The sequence below is a fragment of the Erythrobacter sp. S43 genome (assembly GCF_057364955.1).
In genome coordinates, this window is the sequence record NZ_CP200285.1 from 1,565,843 (window position 1) to 1,585,344 (window position 19,502).

Annotated in this window: 23 protein-coding genes; 4 read left to right on the forward strand and 19 right to left on the reverse strand. The window is 59.2% G+C overall.

The window, feature by feature from the left end; all coding sequences use genetic code 11:
- Positions 1-64 precede the first annotated feature (64 nt).
- The 4 genes from hslO (at position 65) to AC0V6K_RS07655 (ending at position 3,893) form a co-directional block, all read left to right on the forward strand.
- Positions 65-970 carry an Hsp33 family molecular chaperone HslO gene (gene hslO / locus AC0V6K_RS07640; protein WP_472620964.1) on the forward strand — a complete coding sequence of 302 codons (906 nt, stop codon included), beginning with the start codon at positions 65-67 and terminating at the stop codon, positions 968-970.
- Positions 971-1,055: 85 nt separating this feature from the next.
- Complete coding sequence (locus tag AC0V6K_RS07645; protein WP_472620966.1) at positions 1,056-1,472, forward strand: hypothetical protein; 417 nt, start codon at positions 1,056-1,058, stop codon at positions 1,470-1,472.
- 54 nt (positions 1,473-1,526) lie between these two features.
- Positions 1,527-2,216 carry a 7-cyano-7-deazaguanine synthase QueC gene (queC, locus tag AC0V6K_RS07650; protein WP_472626071.1) on the forward strand — a complete coding sequence of 230 codons (690 nt, stop codon included), beginning with the start codon at positions 1,527-1,529 and terminating at the stop codon, positions 2,214-2,216.
- Between the two features lie 54 nt (positions 2,217-2,270).
- Positions 2,271-3,893 (forward strand): MFS transporter, encoded by a 1,623-nt coding sequence (locus AC0V6K_RS07655; protein ID WP_472620968.1) that lies wholly within the window; start codon positions 2,271-2,273, stop codon positions 3,891-3,893.
- Between the two features lie 358 nt (positions 3,894-4,251).
- On the opposite strand, the gene AC0V6K_RS07660 is transcribed toward AC0V6K_RS07655, so the two are convergent.
- The 19 genes from AC0V6K_RS07660 to AC0V6K_RS07750 form a co-directional block, all read right to left on the reverse strand.
- On the reverse strand, positions 4,252-5,385 hold the full coding sequence (locus tag AC0V6K_RS07660) for an OmpA family protein (protein WP_472620970.1): 1,134 nt from the start codon (positions 5,383-5,385) through the stop codon (positions 4,252-4,254).
- 201 nt (positions 5,386-5,586) lie between these two features.
- A complete protein-coding gene (locus tag AC0V6K_RS07665) occupies positions 5,587-6,039 on the reverse strand; it encodes a DUF2793 domain-containing protein (RefSeq protein ID WP_472620972.1) in 453 nt (150 codons plus the stop codon).
- Between the two features lie 15 nt (positions 6,040-6,054).
- The gene (locus tag AC0V6K_RS07670; RefSeq protein WP_472620974.1) at positions 6,055-8,235 is read right to left on the reverse strand and encodes a phage tail protein; all 2,181 of its coding nucleotides are present in this window, start codon (positions 8,233-8,235) and stop codon (positions 6,055-6,057) included.
- Positions 8,236-8,655 (reverse strand): NlpC/P60 family protein, encoded by a 420-nt coding sequence (locus tag AC0V6K_RS07675; protein WP_472620976.1) that lies wholly within the window; start codon positions 8,653-8,655, stop codon positions 8,236-8,238.
- Complete coding sequence (locus tag AC0V6K_RS07680; protein WP_472620978.1) at positions 8,652-9,470, reverse strand: DUF2163 domain-containing protein; 819 nt, start codon at positions 9,468-9,470, stop codon at positions 8,652-8,654. Before AC0V6K_RS07680 ends, AC0V6K_RS07675 begins: the two co-directional genes overlap by 4 nt.
- Positions 9,467-11,791: a DUF2460 domain-containing protein gene (locus AC0V6K_RS07685; protein WP_472620980.1), complete on the reverse strand. Its 2,325-nt coding sequence runs from the start codon at positions 11,789-11,791 to the stop codon at positions 9,467-9,469. Before AC0V6K_RS07685 ends, AC0V6K_RS07680 begins: the two co-directional genes overlap by 4 nt.
- 9 nt (positions 11,792-11,800) lie before the next feature.
- Positions 11,801-12,385, reverse strand: a complete 585-nt coding sequence (locus tag AC0V6K_RS07690; protein ID WP_472620982.1) for a tail tape measure protein — start codon at positions 12,383-12,385, stop codon at positions 11,801-11,803.
- Positions 12,378-12,578 (reverse strand): phage tail assembly chaperone, encoded by a 201-nt coding sequence (locus tag AC0V6K_RS07695; RefSeq protein ID WP_472620984.1) that lies wholly within the window; start codon positions 12,576-12,578, stop codon positions 12,378-12,380. Before AC0V6K_RS07695 ends, AC0V6K_RS07690 begins: the two co-directional genes overlap by 8 nt.
- Entirely contained in the window at positions 12,575-12,889 is a 315-nt protein-coding gene (locus tag AC0V6K_RS07700) for a GTA-gp10 family protein (RefSeq protein ID WP_472620986.1), read from the reverse strand. Before AC0V6K_RS07700 ends, AC0V6K_RS07695 begins: the two co-directional genes overlap by 4 nt.
- Complete coding sequence (locus AC0V6K_RS07705; protein WP_472620988.1) at positions 12,886-13,293, reverse strand: phage major tail protein, TP901-1 family; 408 nt, start codon at positions 13,291-13,293, stop codon at positions 12,886-12,888. The genes AC0V6K_RS07700 and AC0V6K_RS07705 overlap by 4 nt, the downstream gene beginning before the upstream one ends.
- Before the next feature lie 11 nt (positions 13,294-13,304).
- Positions 13,305-13,694 (reverse strand): DUF3168 domain-containing protein, encoded by a 390-nt coding sequence (locus AC0V6K_RS07710; RefSeq protein ID WP_472620990.1) that lies wholly within the window; start codon positions 13,692-13,694, stop codon positions 13,305-13,307.
- Positions 13,694-13,873 carry a hypothetical protein gene (locus tag AC0V6K_RS07715; protein ID WP_472620992.1) on the reverse strand — a complete coding sequence of 60 codons (180 nt, stop codon included), beginning with the start codon at positions 13,871-13,873 and terminating at the stop codon, positions 13,694-13,696. Before AC0V6K_RS07715 ends, AC0V6K_RS07710 begins: the two co-directional genes overlap by 1 nt.
- Positions 13,870-14,415 carry a head-tail connector protein gene (locus tag AC0V6K_RS07720; protein WP_472620994.1) on the reverse strand — a complete coding sequence of 182 codons (546 nt, stop codon included), beginning with the start codon at positions 14,413-14,415 and terminating at the stop codon, positions 13,870-13,872. Before AC0V6K_RS07720 ends, AC0V6K_RS07715 begins: the two co-directional genes overlap by 4 nt.
- Positions 14,416-14,562: 147 nt before the next feature.
- A complete protein-coding gene (locus AC0V6K_RS07725) occupies positions 14,563-15,717 on the reverse strand; it encodes a phage major capsid protein (protein WP_472620996.1) in 1,155 nt (384 codons plus the stop codon).
- A gap of 77 nt (positions 15,718-15,794) precedes the next feature.
- Positions 15,795-16,187: an HK97 family phage prohead protease gene (locus tag AC0V6K_RS07730; RefSeq protein WP_472620998.1), complete on the reverse strand. Its 393-nt coding sequence runs from the start codon at positions 16,185-16,187 to the stop codon at positions 15,795-15,797.
- The gene (locus AC0V6K_RS07735; protein WP_472621000.1) at positions 16,187-16,504 is read right to left on the reverse strand and encodes a DUF6127 family protein; all 318 of its coding nucleotides are present in this window, start codon (positions 16,502-16,504) and stop codon (positions 16,187-16,189) included. Before AC0V6K_RS07735 ends, AC0V6K_RS07730 begins: the two co-directional genes overlap by 1 nt.
- Positions 16,501-17,661: a phage portal protein gene (locus AC0V6K_RS07740; protein WP_472621002.1), complete on the reverse strand. Its 1,161-nt coding sequence runs from the start codon at positions 17,659-17,661 to the stop codon at positions 16,501-16,503. The genes AC0V6K_RS07735 and AC0V6K_RS07740 overlap by 4 nt, the downstream gene beginning before the upstream one ends.
- A gap of 13 nt (positions 17,662-17,674) precedes the next feature.
- The gene (locus tag AC0V6K_RS07745) at positions 17,675-19,000 is read right to left on the reverse strand and encodes a DNA-packaging protein (protein WP_472621004.1); all 1,326 of its coding nucleotides are present in this window, start codon (positions 18,998-19,000) and stop codon (positions 17,675-17,677) included.
- A complete protein-coding gene (locus AC0V6K_RS07750; protein WP_472621006.1) occupies positions 18,997-19,473 on the reverse strand; it encodes a hypothetical protein in 477 nt (158 codons plus the stop codon). Before AC0V6K_RS07750 ends, AC0V6K_RS07745 begins: the two co-directional genes overlap by 4 nt.
- Positions 19,474-19,502 lie beyond the last annotated feature (29 nt).

Sequence of the window (19,502 nt, forward strand, 5' to 3'; positions counted from 1 at the left end):
TGGGCGAAAGCTCCTGGCGCACAAGGCCTTAAAGATCGCCGGTGAGCGCACCATATAGCGCCACATGGAAAAGCAAATGCCATCAAATGTAGCGGAAACCTTCGCCGATCAGCTCTTGGGATTCACACTGCCAGCGCGAAACGTTCGCGGCCGAGTCGTGCGGCTTGATGCGGTTATGGACGCAGTCCTTTCAGCCCACGATTACCCAGCGCCGATCAAGCATCTGGTCGGCGAAGCGCTGGTGCTTGGTGCACTCATGGGTGGATTGCTAAAGGGCGAGAGCGGCCAACTGACCATGCAGGCCCAGACCAAGCAAGGCCCCGTGCAACTGCTCGTGTGCGATTATCGCGGCGGCGAAATGCGTGGTTATGCAGAATTCGACGCGGATCAGATTGAAGCCCTCGGCGCCAACCCCGTGCTCAGCGCGCTGTTCGGTGAAGGGTATCTGGCCATCACGTTCGAAACCGGCGCTGGCAAACGTTATCAGGGTATTGTCCCGCTTGAAGGAGACACTCTGGCGCAAGCTTGTGAGAGCTACTTCGTCCAATCCGAACAGGTGCCTACGCTCATCCAGTTCGCCAGCCGGTCAACACCAGCGGGCGGGGTCGCAGCAGGCATGCTGGTTCAGCACCTGGCCGATGGTGAGGAGGGGCGCGAGCGACTGCACGTGCGCGACGATCATCCCGATTGGGAGCATGTCTTGGCGTTGGCGAGCACGATGAGTCACGAAGAACTGCTTGACCCAGCACTTTCGATGGAGGCGCTGGTGTGGCGACTGTTCCACGAAGAAGGCGAAGTGCGGGTGCAGCCTGGGGCTTCATTGAAGCGCGGATGCCGGTGCAGCGCCGAGCATTATCACAAGGTGCTCGCTCGGTTTCCGAAGGGCGAACAGGACGCTATGCGCGACGATGCAGGAAACATCGTGGTCGACTGCGCGTTTTGCTCGAAAGAATTTGTGCTCGAGATCTAACGCTTCGTCGCTGTTCAGCAACACTTCATCGCCCTGCTGGCATAAGCAATGTTAGATTAAAGTGGCAAACTGCCAAGGATCAGAGATGTTTAACCGATTGAAGCAATTACGAAAGAGATGGGTCGCCCTTGCAGGCGCCGTACTTGCTGTATTTGCCATTCCGGCTCTCGCACAGACTGGTTCGCTTGCCATGCTGGATACGCTGGCAAAGGGCGAATGGACCATCACGTTCCGCGATGGCTCTCCGTCGAAAAAAGTCTGTGTGCGAAGTGGCCGTGAGCTGATCCAGATCCGTCACGAGGGGATTACGTGCAACCAGATCGTCGTTCAGAACGAGGCGACCAAGTCGGCTGTGCAATACAAATGCCGTGGCAATGATTATGCGCGGACCGATCTCCGCCGCGAAACCAGCACGCTAATCCAGATCACCAGTCAGGGCAGCAAAGATGGCAGAGACTTCTTTCTCAATGCCGAAGCCCGCCGGACGGGTGTTTGCCGATAGCGATTATCTGTCGTTTGCATTGCGTCAGGCGTGAGCGACGTTAATCAAGCTCCCATGACACAGGAAGAATCCCAGCAGACCGCGGTCGTATTGTTGTCCGGGGGACTGGACTCGATGGTCACTGCGGCGCTTGCGAAAGAGCAGGGCTTTGCTGTCCGCGCTTTGACAGTAGATTATGGGCAGCGGCATCGGCTGGAATTGCAATCAGCAAAACGGATCGCGGAAGAACTCGGTCTGGTCTCCCAGATCAAGATTGCGCTTGATCTCACAGCATTCGGTGGCTCAGCGCTCACTGATCAAATCGATGTGCCGAAGACCGGCGTAGGGGATGACATCCCTGTCACTTATGTGCCTGCGCGCAACTTGGTGTTCCTCGCACTAACGACTGCTTGTGCTGAGTCGGCCGGATCGAGGGACGTGTTCATTGGGGTGAATGCGTTAGATTACTCGGGTTACCCGGATTGTCGGCCTGAATTTATTGCGAGCTTTACCGAAACTGCACGGTTGGGCACCAAGGCCGGCGTTGAGGGTGCACCGTTCACAATTCACACTCCCCTCCAAGATATGACCAAGGCGGACATTGCGAAGGAGTGTATTCGGCTTGGTCTCGACCCGTCTTGGAGTTGGTCTTGCTACGATCCAACGGACGACGGGATAGCCTGTGGCCTGTGCGATTCATGCCGTCTTCGCAAAAAGGGTTTTGCGGAAGCGGGATTAACCGATAGCACACTTTATGCAGCGTGATTGGAAGACGTTTGATCTGCCACCACTGCATAAAGAAAGTTGGGAGACCTTTCGTTGAGTGACCAAATTGCGGAGCAGCCGGACCAAGATGATCAAAAGGTCCCGGCCTATAGCTGGTACGCGCTTAGCGTTTTGGTGCTCGTCTATGTGCTGAATTTTGTGGATCGGCAGATCCTGTCGATCTTGGCCAATGACATCAAAGCCGATCTGGGTGTCGACGACGCTTATCTCGGCTTCTTATATGGCACGGCATTTGCGATCTTTTATGCGCTGTTTGGCATTCCACTAGGAAGGCTGGCGGACAGTTGGAAACGCGTGAGGCTAATGACGCTGGGCCTTACCCTTTGGTCGGCCATGACCGCCTTCTCTGGTTTTGCGCGTGATGCGGCGACACTGACGGTCGCTCGGATCGGTGTGGGGGTCGGCGAGGCAACCGCAAGCCCCTCTGCCTATTCGCTTATTTCCGATTGGTTCCCTGCACGCATCCGTGCGACGGCGCTCGCGATTTACAGCTCTGGCCTTTACATTGGCGGCGGTGTCTCGCTGGCAATCGGCGGGATTATTGTCGACGGATGGAACGATGCATTCCCGGCCGGTGACCCGATGCTGGGTCTGAAAGGGTGGCAAGCAGCCTTTATTGCCGTCGGTCTTCCGGGCCTGTTGCTTGCGATATGGGTTGCGACCCTGAAAGAACCCGTTCGCGGGGCTATTGATGGCATTACCACCCCTGAAGACCCTGCTCCGTTTCGCGGGTTTATGGGCGAGCTTTATACCATCATCCCGCCCTTTACATTTTTGGGTGCGGCGTCGCGTGGAGCGAGCGCACTCGCTATCAATGTGACCGCACTAATAGCATTGTTGGCCGCAGGCTACGGCCTCACGATCGTGCTTGGTTCTGGCCCTGGGCTGATTTTGCCTCAGATCACGGATCAATGGTTTCTGCTTGCCATTGGATATTACTCGGTCTTTTCGTGGGCCTGTGCACTTCGTCAGCGCGATTATCCAACATTTGCACTGACCTGGGGCTCCCCTGCTTTCCTATGTACGATCCTTGGATACGGGACTGTAGCATTTATGGCGTATTCGGCGTCGTACTGGGGCGCACCTTACGCGGAGCGAGTATTCCCGGGCGTTAGCAAATCAGAACTCGGGTTCCTGCTGGGCGGTGGCGGAGCAGCGGGCGGATTTTTGGGCGTCATCCTGGGCGGCCGCATGGCCGACTTCTTGCTGACAAGAACACCGTCAGGACGTGTTTGGGTCATCCTCTTCGGTCTGCTTAGTCCACTTCCGTTCGCCTATGTGCAATACACAACCGAAAGTTGGACACTGTTTATCCTGCTGAATATCATCGTGGGCGCTCTTGCTGCGTCGGCATTGGGCGCGGCGGCCGCGACGAGCCAGTCACTGGTGTTGCCGAGAATGCGGGGCACTGCGACGGCAACATTCTTCTTGGCAACGACTTTGGTGGGCTTGGCGCTCGGCCCATATCTCGCTGGATACGTTTCAGCGACCAATGATGGTGATTTGTCTAAGGGAGTTCTGGCCACGCTTTGGATCGCCCCGATTGGTCTTGCCTTGCTGATCGCAGCAATCCGTCTGGTGCCAAAAGCGGCAGCAACGATGATCGAGCGGGCGAACGCGGCTGGTGAAGCAGGGTTCAGCGAAGCGCGAAGCTGATCGGTCGCACGCCGACCGTTACATCGGTGTGCTTTCCTCAACTAGTGGCTGACACCGGTGGTCAGAACAAAAGAGCCGTGGGCATTGGCTAGATGGCGTTTGTGGGTTCACTCGCGCACTTTACTGCAATCAGTCGCCCTTTGGATAGGTCGGCAGTTTTCATTCGTTTCAACACCAACGAAGGCGAGGCGATCGTTTGTTGGGGCAATCAAAGAAGGTCGGGCCTTCAGTCGCAGTCAGGCCTTACCGACACTCTGATTTCAGATCAGTCCGGGTGCCAACTGCAGCTTTGAAAGCAGGCAAAAGAAAAGGGGCCGGATCACTCCGGCCCCTAATCTTATCCTACGGTAGGCTAGGCTTACATGCCCGAGCCAGGTCCGTAGTTGACTTCGACGCGACGGTTTTCCTGCTCGCGGACACCGTCTGGCGTTGCAACACGTGGCTGCGATTCACCCAGAGCAGCGCTCGAAATGCGCGAACCCGGGACGCCCTTACCAGCCAGATAGCCAGCAACAGCTTCGTTGCGACGCTCAGCCAGGCCGATGTTGTAGCTCACGCTACCTGCACGGTCAGTGTGGCCTGCCAGCATCACGCTCGCAGTACCGCAGTTGGCGTATGCCGTAACAGCCTGGTTCAACGTCTGAGCCGCTTCATCAGTAATCGCCGACTCATCAAAGTCGAAGAATACGATGTACGGGCCAGTGTTGCACGGCGGCGGTGGCGGCGGTGGCGGCGGTGGCGGTGGCGGTGGAGGTGGTGGCGGAGGAGGTGGTGGTGGCGGTGGCGGCGGCGGCGGAGGCGGAGCTTCCGGCTCACCACCGAAGTTGTAAGTGATCGTGCCGAGCAGCGAGTGCGATGCAACGTCACCTTCAAGGCCAAGACCGCGGGTGTCGACGAGGCTTACGTTTTCAGCTTTGAAATAGCGATAACGAAGGCCGACATCCCAGCTGTCGCTGATCGGGGCGCGAACGCCTGCGAGCAGTTGCCATGCGAGGCCAGTGTCGCTGTCATCAACGAAGCCCGGACCAGTGGTGTTGATGGTGCCGTCCACGTCAACGCGAGCAACACCGATACCACCGCCGAAGAAGCCCTGGAGGCCATCGTCTGGACCGAAGTCAAAAAGACCGTTGAGCATGAAGCTCAGCGTGTTGATCTCACCAGCAGCCGCCCAAGTCGACTGTGTCTGAGTGCGAATGTTGGTGGCGACAAGCCCAGCAGCGCCGGCTTGTGCTGTGTCGAGGTCCGCGGCGCGGTAGCTGGCTTCAGCTTCGAGGCGGAAAGCTCCGAAGTCGTGGCCAACAGCTGCACCAAAATCGTAACCACGCTCGAAGCCGAGCTCGGCGTCGTTCAGGTTACCATCCACGTCCAATTCAACGTCTTCGACGATCATGGCACCGCCACTACCCTCAATGTACCACTGACCTTCACGGGCAGTTGCTGGCACAGTGAGTGCTGTCGAAGCCATCGCCATTCCAATGACGAACTTGCGCATTCTTATTTTCCCCTTTTTAGCGAAGTGAGGCTCTGGATAGTCTCTAACTTCTCACCCCTTACGAGGCAAGCAATCAATAGGCGATCACTGTTGCAAGAATGCCGCGATTCACCCGATTTTGTTCAGAAATTGTCACTTCAGCGCACTCGCGAGATACTTCGGGGAGTGGATCCCACAAGAGAATCATATCGCAAAGCATGTTCACGTGAGCAGACCGATCCGCTCTAATTGCTGAATTAGCTCGCTTATCGCGGCTCTTGCTTCCAGGTCCTCAACAGTGCCGCCGCTTGGTTCCGCTACAGTATTGGCGCTCTCCCACTGTGCCACGAAAACGAGTGCTTGCTGTGCTGATTGGTCAAATACCTGCATACCAGCTTGTGGTCTGACAAAGTGCCAAGCACCGCCGACGCGAACCGCCAGCGAATCTTCTTCGCCGGACCAAGCATCGCTGGCTGAGGCCGTGACCCGAAAGACACTGCCTTCTGCAGGGTTGGGTGGAGGAGCGCTGACAGACGACACAACATTTTTTGGTAGGAGTGCGTCGACAATAGTAAGCGCCTGATTAACAAAAAATTCCTTTTGAGACTGCCCTGAGAACAGCAAGGGCAAATTCTGGTGCTGTGTTGTGTGATTGAAGGCGTTTGGAGCAGGCATCTTGAGTCCTCTGAGTTAGCCGAGATCAGCGAGAAAGAGAGCGGGCGAAGCAGAGAAGGTGCCGATTTGCCGCACCCAAAGTGGAGCAGCGCCGTAGTCGCTCTGAAGCGCCGCTCGCTCGGCTTGGGCAAACACAATCTCAGGTTCTGAAACAGTCCATGTCTCGAACGGATCAAGTGTATCTCCCAGCCCAACGAGATATTGTTCGTTCTCTTCGTTGAGCGGAGTTTCCACTTGGTCCAGCCACAACCAGGCTCCCCGTGCGCGACGAGTCCAGCAGAATTCCCGATCACCATTTGCAAGCTCAACCTTTCGAGGGTGGACTGGAGAAAGAGGTCTCTGTGACAGACCCGCATTTCGCAAATTGGCAAACACGGCTTCGGAGTCGCCTCTGCCAATCGCGGCAATACGACTGTCGGAAATGGCCTGCTGATCCGAAGCACTTAGTGATGTGAGACTATTGTCGAGCAGCACGACTTCCGCGTTATTGGGGTGGCCAAGGAGCGCCGCGTCTTCTGTCCCACCCCTTCCTCTCAAGAGCCCGGAAAGTTCCCATGTCCGTTCGCCCACTTGTTGCGCATCGAGGAACTGCAATACCTCATCAGCTATCATCAATCGGTTCAGCCCGTTCGCTAGACCAGCAATATCGGTCGGCTCGAAGCTCAACCCCTCGCCTGCCAGTTCGACGGAAAATTTTGCATTGGGTTCAAGCAATAACGAATCTGATCCTCCCAATGGAGCAGCTAGCTGTCCGACCACCGCACGCCTCGGCGCAGCTCGAGCTATTGAGGTGAGAGAAGTGCCTTGCTCGGCATAGAGCTGAGCCCCGCGCCATGCGGCGGTTTGTGACGTTGCTGCAGCAAGCACAATTGGCCTGTTGAGCTCGGTTGACCCGTCGCTTGGGGCCTCGAAAAAGTCGAGAATTGTCTCCGGATCGAGCACATCAACTGGTTGAGGGTAATCGCCCGGATCAGAGCTAAACTGAGTTTGATTGACCGGCGGCACGCGCTCGAGTTCAAGCTCAACGCCTCGGTCATACCATTCCCAGCTGAGGACGCGCCATACTCCAGGCGAATCTGAGATCCGGGTCAGGGTTCCCGGTACTATGCGAGTGTCGAGAGACCCTACTCGCCGAGTGACTCTTTCCCTGCGCCACCTGCTGCGTTGTGCATGTTCGCTGATGAGCCTTCTGGCCCCTGCCGATGTCATCGTTGCGGGCAAGTCAACCATGCTTTCGATGCCATTGGGCCGCATGCCAACGGCTCGTTGAACACCCGGCTGATAGTCGCGATCCTGATCGTAGTATCGAATAGCAAGGGGCGCGGCGCTTTGTCCCTCGGCGCGCCGGTTGCCGCGCTCTGGGCCGTCGGGATTATCGTCTCCGATCAATTCTTCGGACAACGTGAAGTCGGCCACCGCCCCGGAAGCAATCGGGGCAATAGTCATTCCTTCTGCTCCAGTGACGCAGGCCAGAGGCAGTACGCGATTGATTGCAGCTAGCGCACGAGAGGTGTCGCCACCTTCGTCCGCGTAACCGAGCGTGTAAGGTAGGGCGTTCTCGGTCACTGTCGTAACCGCCTCCGGTACGATTTGTGACAACGAGACCTCGTTCTCACCGCCAATAATTTCGAATGTCAGGGACGGGATGCGATTGCCAAAGTCAGCTAGGGCTAGGTTTTCGAACACGACGTAAGCGCAATCGCGAAAGGCTGGTGCTTGCATCCCTCGATCGGCGGCGATTATGGGATCGGCCGCTCCATCGCCATCTCCAAGATGGATGCGCATGACCCCTTCCGCCTTGAGGTCGCCGTCTGCACCGCGCAGAAGGTTACCATCCGCCCAAATCCGGCCAACTTCGGTGATCGGCGTACTTGAGAGAGCGACCGCAAAGCTGGCCGAGTAACTGTAGGTCGTTGTGGAGGGCTGACCTTTGCCGCCTCCTTCGCTGGACGAAGCCTCTTGGATATCGGTTGCCCAGATCACACTGCCACCAACGCGCATCTGGCCGAATTGGCGTGGCAATGGTTGCCCGTAACTTGATGTCGTGAGCGCAAGCTCCTTCAATCGCGGCCCTTCGCGGTTCTCTCCGCCGCCAAATACTGCGTGATCGATCTGGTTGCCGACAATGGCGCCAAACGCTTGGCCAAGTGGTCCGCCAAACGCGGCTCCCAGTCCGGAAAGTACGAGGGTTGCCATCTATGTTTCCTTGTCCGGGACGATAAGTCGCCAATGTTTTGCGATCAGCAGCTCGTTGGCCAAAGGTTCGCTTACGACCCGTCGCAAGCCTGCGTGGGCGTGAATCGCCTCGGTCCCTGATGCGGCGATGATCAAGTGGTGCTGTGCTGGTCCGGGCCGGACCAAAAGAACGTCGCCTGCGCGGATCGTGCCAGACGTCTCGAAGAAACCCGAATTCTCGGCATCAAGAAACCATTGATTGATCGACGTATTACGAAGCCGATAGCTTTGCGGAACAGCTGGCTTGCGACCGATTGCTTCAAGGCTGGCAGCCACAAGGCCAACGCAGTCGAGACCAAGAGAGGGGTCTCGGCCGTGAAGTTTGAATGGAACGCCAACATGCTGCGCAGCGGCCATGGCCAGCCGCTCACCTTCTGTCATCCCGTGGATTGGCCGTACCGAGTCAGCAGATCATTGCCCGGCAGAAAAGGCTCGCCACGGAAATTCAGCGCGTTGCCGAAGCGTGTTGCACATGTGCTGAGAGTGTGATCGCAGCCTTCGCGAAGCTGGGCGGTGGTCCCCGGGGTCAAGCTTTCGGACAATTGGCGGTCCAAAGTCATCCACTGTGAATTTGTCCCTACGATTCCAAAGGTCACTCCGGCTTGTGGCCCGCCCAAGAACCTGACTTGGCCATCGAGGAAGTTATCGGTGCTGATCATGTCGAACGTCACCCGATTGGCATCAAGATCGATTGCAGTGACTGTTTGCATAGCTTGATACGGCAATGGCGAGAGGTTGCAGCCAGGGCCACAAAATGATGCGCGGCATGTCGGGCTGGTCCGCGGCACCAAGTCCTTTTCAAGAATTCGTTTGGCGGAGCGTAGTTCGGCGCTGAAGCTTCGTTGATCATTTTCGATCGCACCCAACTGGCCCGAATAGAGCACCTGATACTCGCGCGTGAACCAGTCGACTGCGCCAATCTCTATGGCCGCGTTGTCGAACAGTCCAGCGGCGAGGTCTCGCTCCGTTATCGTTGAATGGCTCAGCGCCCCCTCAACTTCGGCGCTGTCGGGTGTCAGGTCAGCCGTTAGCCTGATCGAGCTAGGCACCATGCCGGGCGCGGCGCGATGAACGATTCCACCAAACGCGAGGTCGCGGTTGTGGCTGGTAAAGCCAAGCATAATTCCATCGCGCCGGTAGACCCGCCAGAAGGTTGCCACCGTATCCAATGGCCTGTCGAAAAAGACTTGCCTCATGTCGCTTCCCGCAATTCGATGAGAGGGATACTTGGAGCTTCTCCAGCGGCAAAGTTCACGCCGGACACATCGATGCGGTCTTCGGCAAAGCGCACTGGCACGTCGAATAGGAATCCGGCTCTAATCTCCGCTCCGGGCGCTGGGGCGGTTTCAAACCGGACGACTCCGTAATCTATTAATGTCCAGGCAGTTGTCTCCTGATCATCGACAGAAATCACCAAAGTCTCAGCGCGGGGGCGGGTAATTCTGCGGGTCTGCGGTTCGCTGCTCGGCCCGTATTGCTTCGAGAGCTTGAAGTCAGCTGTCAGACCATCGCCGACTCCTATCAGCTGGTCAGTACTCCTTGGGGCGCCGATCATCTCGTTCGAACTGTGGTCGAATGGGTCGCTGATCCGGAAGCCGCGCGCTGCTCCTCTCCGAGCACGAAAGAACGCGATCAGCTCTGCCAGTTCTGTCTCAGAGCGGATCCCGGGGCCCACATCAAAGTGAATTCGGGCATCGGTCCAAAGCGAATTGCGCCGTTCATGGCCTGAGGCCGTTACAGTGACTGAGGTTGAGAACTCGGGTGAAACGGCGGTGTTTCGACCCAATGCAAAAGGGTAAAGCACATCATCAAACGGTTCCATCTGGTCCTCCAGAGCAGGGGGTAAGCGGGTGTATCCATCGCGAGAAACCTGAGGCAGTGCCCAAACGTATCGGCGCGTCACATCGCGATCAGTGGCTTCATCGAGCCCGTTATCGATTCGCTGCCAGAACTGCTCGGCATCCTCGGGACTGAGGACGAAACCTGACAGATAGTCCTGATTTGCAATCGGATAGTTCAGACGCGCGTCAACGAAAGCATAGGCGCTGCGTCGCAAAGCATCAGCCCCTTCGGTCAACCAGTCATAATCTTCAAGCTGGAGCCGGTCGAACGCGGGATAAGCCCAGCCTACCGGCAAATTGGCCCTAAAAAGCTCAGGTGTTTCAGGATTTAGGATAGTTGGAGTGAAAGCGAGCAGGAGGACTTCCGTCGAGCTTGATGCATGCGTGCGAATGGCGGTCGTCAACTCCGATGTTGACTGGGCCAGAAGTTGTCCCGCCGCGTCAAGAAGGGCGGTCTGATTTGCATCGAGCGTCGCGGACACATCGTTAATGACCGGAGGTGAACCACCCCAAACCTGCTGTGCTGCTGTATCGTAAAGGCATATCTCATTGCTTGGCGTGACCCACCACCAAGGCTCCCCTATTTGCACACGGACCGGAAGGCCCACTGCTTCTTGCAACGCAATGAAGTTGCGGGTGCTCTCTTTCAGCCACGTCATGGCGTCCGCATTCGCCGGCGAGAGTAATGTTGATGGCGGCGTCCAACCTGTTTGAGCCGGGTCGCCAGAAGCGGTTCTTTGCTTCCAGCCCTCTGGGCAATAGGCGTCAAAGAGCTCGTAAGAGATCGAAGCGATGACCTCGAGTTCGTTCTGTTTCGCCTGATCAAACAGACTCAGATGCCAACGGCTGGCTGGCAACCGCAATTCTCCGGTGGTCGTCGCCAAGAGCGCTCCATCACCTTGCCGTTCGAGCCGCATAAAGTGGCTCATCCCGACATAGTGCACGATATCATCGCGGTATCCGAGGCCGATGATGCTTCGGATCAACCGAGCAGGGGTCTGATTGAACGCATCATCATAGGCAGTCGCCATGCGTTCGCCATGCGGCGGAACAATCACGTCGCCAATTTCAAGCATGGCATTGGCGCCGTCGGCCTTGATGTCGGTTACCTTCACGCTGCCATTGAAGCGGCTTGCCAAAGGCACCGTGCTGTTGGCCACATAATCGGGCGAAACCAGCGAGATGAACATGCGGTCGATCCGTGATGGATCGACGGGTTCGCCTGGCAACCCGTAACCGCTTTCGAGGTTCGAAAATGGCAGTGTGATGACAGCGTTTTCCGGCGTGCCATCAGCATAATTCCACAGCCGAACATACCAGGTCTTGGGATTGTCGGCTTCGTCATATCCCTCGATCGTGAGCGTTGGCCCATTGGGCTGATCCAGCGGGATGATGCCTTGAGATTTCCAGCGGAAACTGAGGCTGGTATGCGAATAATCACGGTTGGTTTCGTAGGCGAGAAGCGGGTGGTCGAGTGTATCGACGCTATCCCAGATGAGGCCAACAAGCTCGCCCTCGTTATGGAGCTCCACGTCAACTCGCAGTGAGTCTGGCCCTGTAGTGGTCACAGAGGCCATCGCTGGACGTGGAAAATTCACAGTCCAAAAGCGTGGGTCGAACCGCTGGATATAGCTCGATTCTTGGGCGTGGCGGCGCTGTGCAAGCCAGAATGCCATGATGGGTCCTTACGAGTTTGCGATTGCGCGGCGCACTGCGCTGGCGACCTGGCGGGATGAGCGTTGCATGGCGGTCGGCGCAGAAGTGCCGCGCGGAGTAGAGAGCTGGATGGCGACACGGACGTCGCGCCCGCCGCCAACTACTGCTCCGTGCTGTTCCACGCGTCCGGCTGAAGTCGGCACGAAGAGCTCGGGCCCTCGCTCGCCGACAAGATAGCCACGCCCGGGCGATACGGGCCCACCGGTTGCGCGGCCTGGCAGTCCGAACAGGGCGCCAAATGCCTGACCGAGCAATCCGCCAAAGCCGCCTCCATCGCCGCTGTCACCGCCTCCGAACAACGAGTTCAGGCCAGATTTCAGGGCGTGCGCTGCGATAGAATCCAGGGCGCTTAGAGCGGTTTTCCTGAGGTCATCGAAGCCAAGATTTCCCTTGCGAAGAGCAGAGATCAGTCCGCGCTCCAGAATGTTGCCCGCTCTCGTGAAACCATCGACCAGCGACGTGTCGAGCGAGTTTTTCATGCTATCCAAATCAGCGGCAAAGCCATCGGTTGTGGCGCGCACGTCGATCACGAGCTCTTCAAAATTGTCATCCATGATTATCGCGCTCCATCATTTGGGCGATGTGTTCGCGGCTGGGGCCGTTGGCCGCCGCGAGATCAGCTGGGTCGCGCAAAGCTGTTGACAGCTCGACGGGGGTTGATTGCCAGAACTCGGATGGCCGCCATCCGAGAAGCTGAGCTGACACGCTGGCCCATTGCGATCCGGCATCGGCGAAGGTCTCGGTCACGCGCGGCCTTGCAAGACCTCACCCAGGATTGCGCGCACCGGTTTGGTCGCTGCGACAACTCCAATTGCGACGACAGTTTCACCAACCGCCTCACGCGAAGGCCGGTCGAGTTTGGGCATGCAGTGCCAGATCAATGCGCTAATTTCGGCAACTGTCAGAACGCCCTCTGATGCGCGTTCGACCAGAGCAAACAGCGAACCGATATCCTGCTCGGCAGCGACAAGAGCCTGAAAGCTCGGGCGCAGCACAAAGACCGTTTCGCCAACGGCAAACTCGGTTTCACCGCGCACGGGATTTGCAGAGGCCGTCATACGGGGAGAACCGGACCGGAGCTTTCCAGCTGAAGTGTGTAGTTGCGCTCACCGTTGAAGTCGCCGGAGTAATCAAGCCGCTGGACGAGAAAGCGCCCCCGAAGTTTCTCGCCGTCTTCGAACGACAGCTCGTAATCGTCGATGGTGCCTGCGAGCGCATGAGCGCGCACCGCGCTCTCGGCACCGCCGCCGAGAAAGATTCCGGCTGCGCTGACTGAGACCGAGCGGGTGCCGGCGCCGGAAAGAAGGTCTCTCCAGCCCCCGGATTCCTTGTGCGTCACCACCACAGTGTCGCCATTGATGGAAAGCTGCGTCGTGCGAAGTCCGGCGACGGTTTCATAAGCGGGCGGCGAAGCGCCGTCGCCGATCTTGAGCAGGAAGGCGGAGCCGTTTTGGGCGGGCATGGCAGGGTCTCCTATTGGGGTTCAAAAATTCGGAAGCGAAATTCGAGCAGCGCGCCGCGCAAATTGTGCTGTCGGCGTTCGCTGCGGGCGCGCAGAAAGCGGATCGAAGCGAGCTCGAACCCCGGGTGAAACGGGGGGAGGTCGAGAACTCGTGTCTCGATCGCGCGGATCATAGCGGCGTCTGAATCGGCGGAATCGGCGCGGCTTTCGAGCTCTAGCGCGATGCGCACCTCACGGCCCTTGCGGTCCTTCGTTCCCCAATCGGTGGAAGCGCTGGCAGCAACGCCGAGCCATGGTGCGCTCGCGTTGAGCGGGCTTTCTTCTTCGATTGCGTTGATTGCGGCGAGCGCAGGATCATCTCGTAGCCAGCTGATCAGCGCTGCGCGCAAGTGGTTTTCCATCACCTTTTCTCCCTGGAAAGGTCGGGCCAAAGCGCCCGTGCTGAGCGCCAGCGATGCCCTGTTTGTCGAGCGGTTTTCTCGATCTGGATGGCGTGTGCCTCCCCTGCCTGCGCCGCGCGCAGTTCAAGCCTTTGAGCCAGTTCGCGCATCGCGGAGGAGGAGACTTCGGCCTGGATCATGTCAGCCTCATCACCCGCCACGGCCGCCACATGGCGGTCACGCTGGCCGGAGGCTGGGCGGCGCTGTCATTGTCCCTATCGCGGTAGTAATGCGCAGCAAGTCGGATGATCCCTTGGCGCAGGGGTTTGGGCATCTCTGACCACGACGGTGCAATGCCAGCCAAGATATGTACCGCGACGAATTCTGCGTCAGCGGTGATCTGGAGTTCGACCGTTCCGACACCTGACGCTTCGGTGCCAAACTGGAATTCTTCGCCAGCAATCGAGCTCCCCGATCCATCCTCACTCACCGTTTCGACCGACAACAAAGAACGGACTGGACGCGATGCGAGAAAATACCGCCCGTGTTTAGCCGGAAAGCGCTCTTCAACGCGCTGCTCGATCGGTGCCTGGCCCGTAAACGCCTCACACATGGCAAGGCTTGCAGCCAGCAGATCAACCAACATCGCGTCTTCGCCCGGTCGGCTGATGCCGAGCCACTCCTTGAACTCAGCCAGAGCGTCGCCGCTCAGGTCGGCTGGCTGCACAATTGTCCGCAGCATCGCGGTCTCCCAGATTGAAGTCGAAAGGGTGCACCCGCGCCGCCATGCTGGAGCACAGAACGCTTATCGCGTGCGGCGCGGGTGCAGGATCCCGGCAAGGGAGGAGAAGGGGGACACTCGACCAGGCCGGGGAGGGAAAAGAGGCGTCTATGCCTCGATCTTGAGCAGTTTGATCGCGTTGCTATCCAGCACTTGGCCGCCCACGCGCTTGGTCGCGTAGAAGTGAACGAAGGGCTTGTTCGAGAACGGATCGCGCAGCACGCGGGTCGCGCTGTGTTCCGCGATCAGATAGCCGTGGCGGAAGTTGCCGAACGCAATTGGAAAGGCTCCGCCTGCCACGTCAGGCATGTCCTCGGCTTCAACCACCGGATAGCCGAGCAGACGATCAGGCTGACCTTCGACCAGACCCGGCTGCCACAGAAATGCGCCGTCAGCGGTCTTGAGCTTGCGCACGGTGGCCAGCGTCGAGGAATTCATCACAAAGCTCGCGCCTTGACGGTGGCCGGCCTTCATCGAGTGGATGAGGTCGATCAGCTTGGCATCCGGCGCAGCGTCAAAGCCGCTGGCATCGCCTGAGCCGATGTATTGCACCGTGCCGAACGAGCGCACGCCGTCTTCTGCGGTGCTGTTCGGGGCGGTGAGAAAACCTTCGGGCTGGTCGCTGCCCGATCCGCTGACGAAAGCAGAGCCTTCGGCACGGGCGAATTCCACTGCGATTTCATTCGCGAGCCAGCTTTCCAGATCGAAGCCGGCATCGTCCAGCATCGCCTGACTGGCCGCCGGGTTGGCGTAGAGGTCACCGGTGGGCGGCGCGATTTCGGCAAAGTTGGGCGCGTCGGTTTCCGGCCGTCCTGCTACCTCGCTTGCCCAGCCCGATGCCGTGCCGCCGGTTGAAACGAGTTTGCGGTAGCCAGAGCTGCCGGTTTGCACGACTTGGGCAAGTGAACGGAGCGGGCTGATCTCTTTCAGTTCGCGCGCGATGATCGCGTCAATCTGCTGCGGAACGGCATAACCGCCATCGCTCGGGCTGACCGCGTTGATCGACTTGATTTCTGTTTCGCGGCCACGGCGCAGATAGCCATCGATGAATCCTTTAACTTCGGCGCTCGCCGGTACGGTGCCGCCGATGGCCGGGCGCGATGCGGCGCGCGAAACCTTTTCGAGGCGGGCTTTGACCTCGTCGACATCTGTGCGCAGTGCTTTGACATCGGCCTCGGTCTGGTCCTGACGCGCGACGATGTCGAAGCTTTCTTCGAGCGCCTCGGCAGGTGCGGTTGTGGTCGAAGTTACAGTAATATCCATAGGGCGTTGGGCCTTTCTTTCGGGCATGAAAAAGGCCGCCCCGATGGCGGCCGGTGGGAATCGAGCATTGGGTCGGGCTAGGCGACGATGTGAATTCTGGCTCCGTGCTGAAGCGGGTGGGTGACAAGGCTGACTTCAAACAGGTCAATGGCGAGCAATTCGCGGCCATTGTCACTGTCGCGTGCCGTGCGGGCGCGGTAGCCAAAGCTAAGGCCGCTGACTTCTCCGCATTCAAGCAGCCTTGCCCCACGACTTTCGGGCTTTTCGATGCGGGCGATGACACGCAGGCCGCGTCCATCTTCCTCGACCAGCTCAACACTGCCGATGCGTTGATCGGGACGGTGCTGCCACAGGAGCGGGAGCGCGTCGGAGCGGTTTGCAAGCGTATCGGCGAACGCGCCCTTGCGGATCACGTCACGGTCAGCGTCTGGGATGTCGAACAAAGCGGCGTAGCCAGCGAAACGCACCATCACAGCAGCTCCTGCACGCCGAGCCGGAAAGCGATGCCGATCAGCAGCAGCGCGAGCGCGGCGCGCACGGCCCAGTCGATTACCGCTCTCCAGGCGCTGGTTTTGGCATCGCGCCAGGCCTGCAGCAGCTCGCGTAGCTCACCCAGGTCGTCTTCGGCGTCTTTATCGGCGAGGCCCAGCCGTTCGAGCACGCGCGCAGCGGCAATCTCGCTGGTTTCCTCGACGATGGCGCGCAAAGTCGTGAGATCCGCGCCATCCTTGATCGCCTGCGCCATCAGGCCTGCGAGCATATCTTCCTGAATCGAACGACGGGTCATGGTTGGGACTCTTCTTCATCGGGCAGACCAAGCATTCGTCGCTTCTCGGCGCGGGTCATAAAGTCGGCGTCAGAGACCTGTTTCCAGAGGCGTTCGCGGTCTTCCGAAAGCGCGGTGACCTGATCGAGATCGACCGCAAGCCGCGCGTCCGGAAACCAAGGCTGGAGGCCTTCACGCAGCGCAGAGAGGAGCTTGTCCGCCAGCGGCATCAACGTCAGCCGCCAAAGCGCGCGGTTGGCCTCGCGGTAATTGGAATAGGTGTTGTCACCCGGAAGGCCGAGCAGCATCGGCGGCACCCCGAAGGCTAGCGCGATCTCCCGTGCTGCGGCGCTCTTGAGAGTGGCGAAGTCCATGTCTGCCGGCGACAGTGCCATGCTTTGCCACTTCAAACCGCCATCGAGCAGCATCGGACGACCGGCATTGCCCGAGCCGGAGAACGCTTCGGACAATTCCGATTTCAGCCGCTCGAACTGATCGGTCGTCAGCCCTGCCCCGTCACCGGTTTCGTAGACTAGAGCTCCCGATGGCCGCGCGGCATTCTCCAGCAGCGCACGGTTCCATTCGGCAGCCGCATTGTGGATTGCCACCGCCTGCGCCGCCGCCGCCAAAGCGCCGGCGCCGTAGTGGTCCTCCAACGGGTGCATCGCCTTGATATGGATGATGTTGGGCCAGCCATCCTCGTCCTCAAGCGGTTTCGTGATGGTGTGTCCGGCGACATCATACTGGAACGCGCAGGGCCAGCCGTCCGCACCGGACTTCACGGTGACGCGGTCTGGGCGAAGCGCGAAGAGTTCCACCGGCTTCCCGCTCGCATCCTTCATAATCTGCACATAGCCATTGCCATGCAGCAGCAGATGCGCGGCGAGTGTCTCGATCAGCGATTGCCCCGCACTTGTCGCGGCGACCAGTTTGGCGATCTGATCATCATTGCTGGTGAGGGGGGCTTGGCCCACACCTTCGGCGACGATCCGAACCGCGCGTTGAGCAATGGGGTTGGTGAGAAACCCGTCGCGTACAGCCGATGTGTAGTCGAAGTGGCGGGCCGGGATCCCTGCATCGAATGCAGGCGACCACCCTTGCAAAAAGCCGGGCGCCATAGGGACGCGCGAAGGCGTCCCGCCCTTGAAGGCGGAGAACAGGTTTTCAAGAAATGCCATGAAAGTTCCTTGGTTAGACCGCGAGCACTCGCGGACGGGCGGAGCGGCCCAGCATCAATTCCGTTAGCGCCCAAACCAGCGCATCGGCGCGGTCAGGGCTGCGGCCGGCACCGGCGTAATTGCCGCCGGTCAACAACCCGCACATCTGGTCTTCTAGCTGCGGGAAGGTCCCGCAATGTCTAACGCGGCCAGCGGCATAGAGCGCGGCAACCGGTTCTGCGCGGGCGACTTTGCCGCGGCTGGCATGGACCAGTTTTACCGGCAGATTGCTCTCCGCCGCGCGCAGAACGCTCTCGACCATGGCACCGCCTTGGTTGGCCTCGGCGATGACGCGGTCGGCATTCCATTCGTGCGCAGCATTAGCCGTCGCGCTGGCCCATGCGTCTGGCTTGGCGTTGCCGATCGAACAATCGGCCAGCACGCGGGCTATGCCGTCCTCGCCCAGCGCCGAGACCACGATACCGCATTCGTCACCGCTCGCTGAAGCTGGAGGATCGACGGCCACCACGACCCTGCGATGTTCGCATGCAGAGCCAGCCTCCCGGGCGTTTTCCAGCAGTGTTCGCGACCAAAGGGCTCCCTCGATATCAGCGAGCAACTCTCCGCCAATCTCCTGCCTTGCGAGCTGGCTTCCTGCGAATTCCTGTTCCACCGCTTCGAGAAAACGGACCGGCAGATTGCCGGCATTGTCATAGGTCGAGCCGCGTGTGATCGCGATGCCATCGCTATTCTCCTGGCCCACCATTCGCTGCACTAGGGGCACGGCGCGCGGCGTTGTTGTTACCGCGATGCGCGGGTCTGCGCCCAGTCTTAGGCCAAGCTGCAAGTTATCCCACGCCCGCGTCGCCCTCTCATTCGAGAGCGGCCATTTGCCGACTTCGTCGCACCACGCATGGCTGTGCTGCGGGCCACGTAGGCTCTCGGGCTCAGCCGCCGAGTAAAGCTGTGCCTGCGCCCCGTTGGACCAGCGTACACGTTTCAAAGAGGCCTCAAAAACTGGCCTGCGCTCCGGCGGGCAACACGCGATGATACCGCTTTCGCCCTCCACCATCACGGCGCGCGCTTCGGTTAGCGAGGACGAGACCAAAGCAATACGTGCCTCGCCGTCAGCCTCGGCAATGCTGCGCACCCACTCTGCCCCGGCGCGCGTCTTTCCAAAGCCGCGACCGGCAAGGATCAACCAGATCCGCCAATCGCCCGGCGGAGGCAATTGCTCGTCTCGCGCGAACATGTGCCAGTGATAGGCGAACTCAGCGCGCTCAGCTTTGTCGAATGCATCCGACAAGATGTCCCGGGTTTGAGGAGGTTCCTTTGCGAGCCATTCGAGTGGCTGCGTCATTCACTCTTCGCCCGACGTTGCTTCTCGCGCTGAATCTGTTGCCGGATCGCTTCGACTTTTTGGTCGATCGAGGCGCGCACCTCTGCCGCGCTGACATTGCGTTGTTCTGCCTGCGCGCGAGCTGCGTTGTCGCGGTGCGCGTTTAGCAGGCGGATGGCATTGGCGAAGTCGTATTTTTCCTTGCCTTCGGTTTGCAGGTCCCCTTCGCGCAGGCGACGCAGCACCTCCATCTCAAGGTGAAGGTATCCTTCGTACAGCGCAAACATCCAAGCCCGCGCAAACTCGGGGTCCTGCCTGCGATGAAGATAGGCGACACTGGATGTGACTTCAGCGACGTTTGCGGATTCTTTGACGTTTGAATTCTCGGCCAAATGATCCAGAAAGGTCTTCTGCCAATGCGGGCGCAGCGGCCCTGGCAGATCAGCTCGCATATGCTGCGGTACCTTGATCTGCTTCTTGCCGGCTTTGGCCATGCGCATCTCCTGAAACGGCAAGAAAAAAG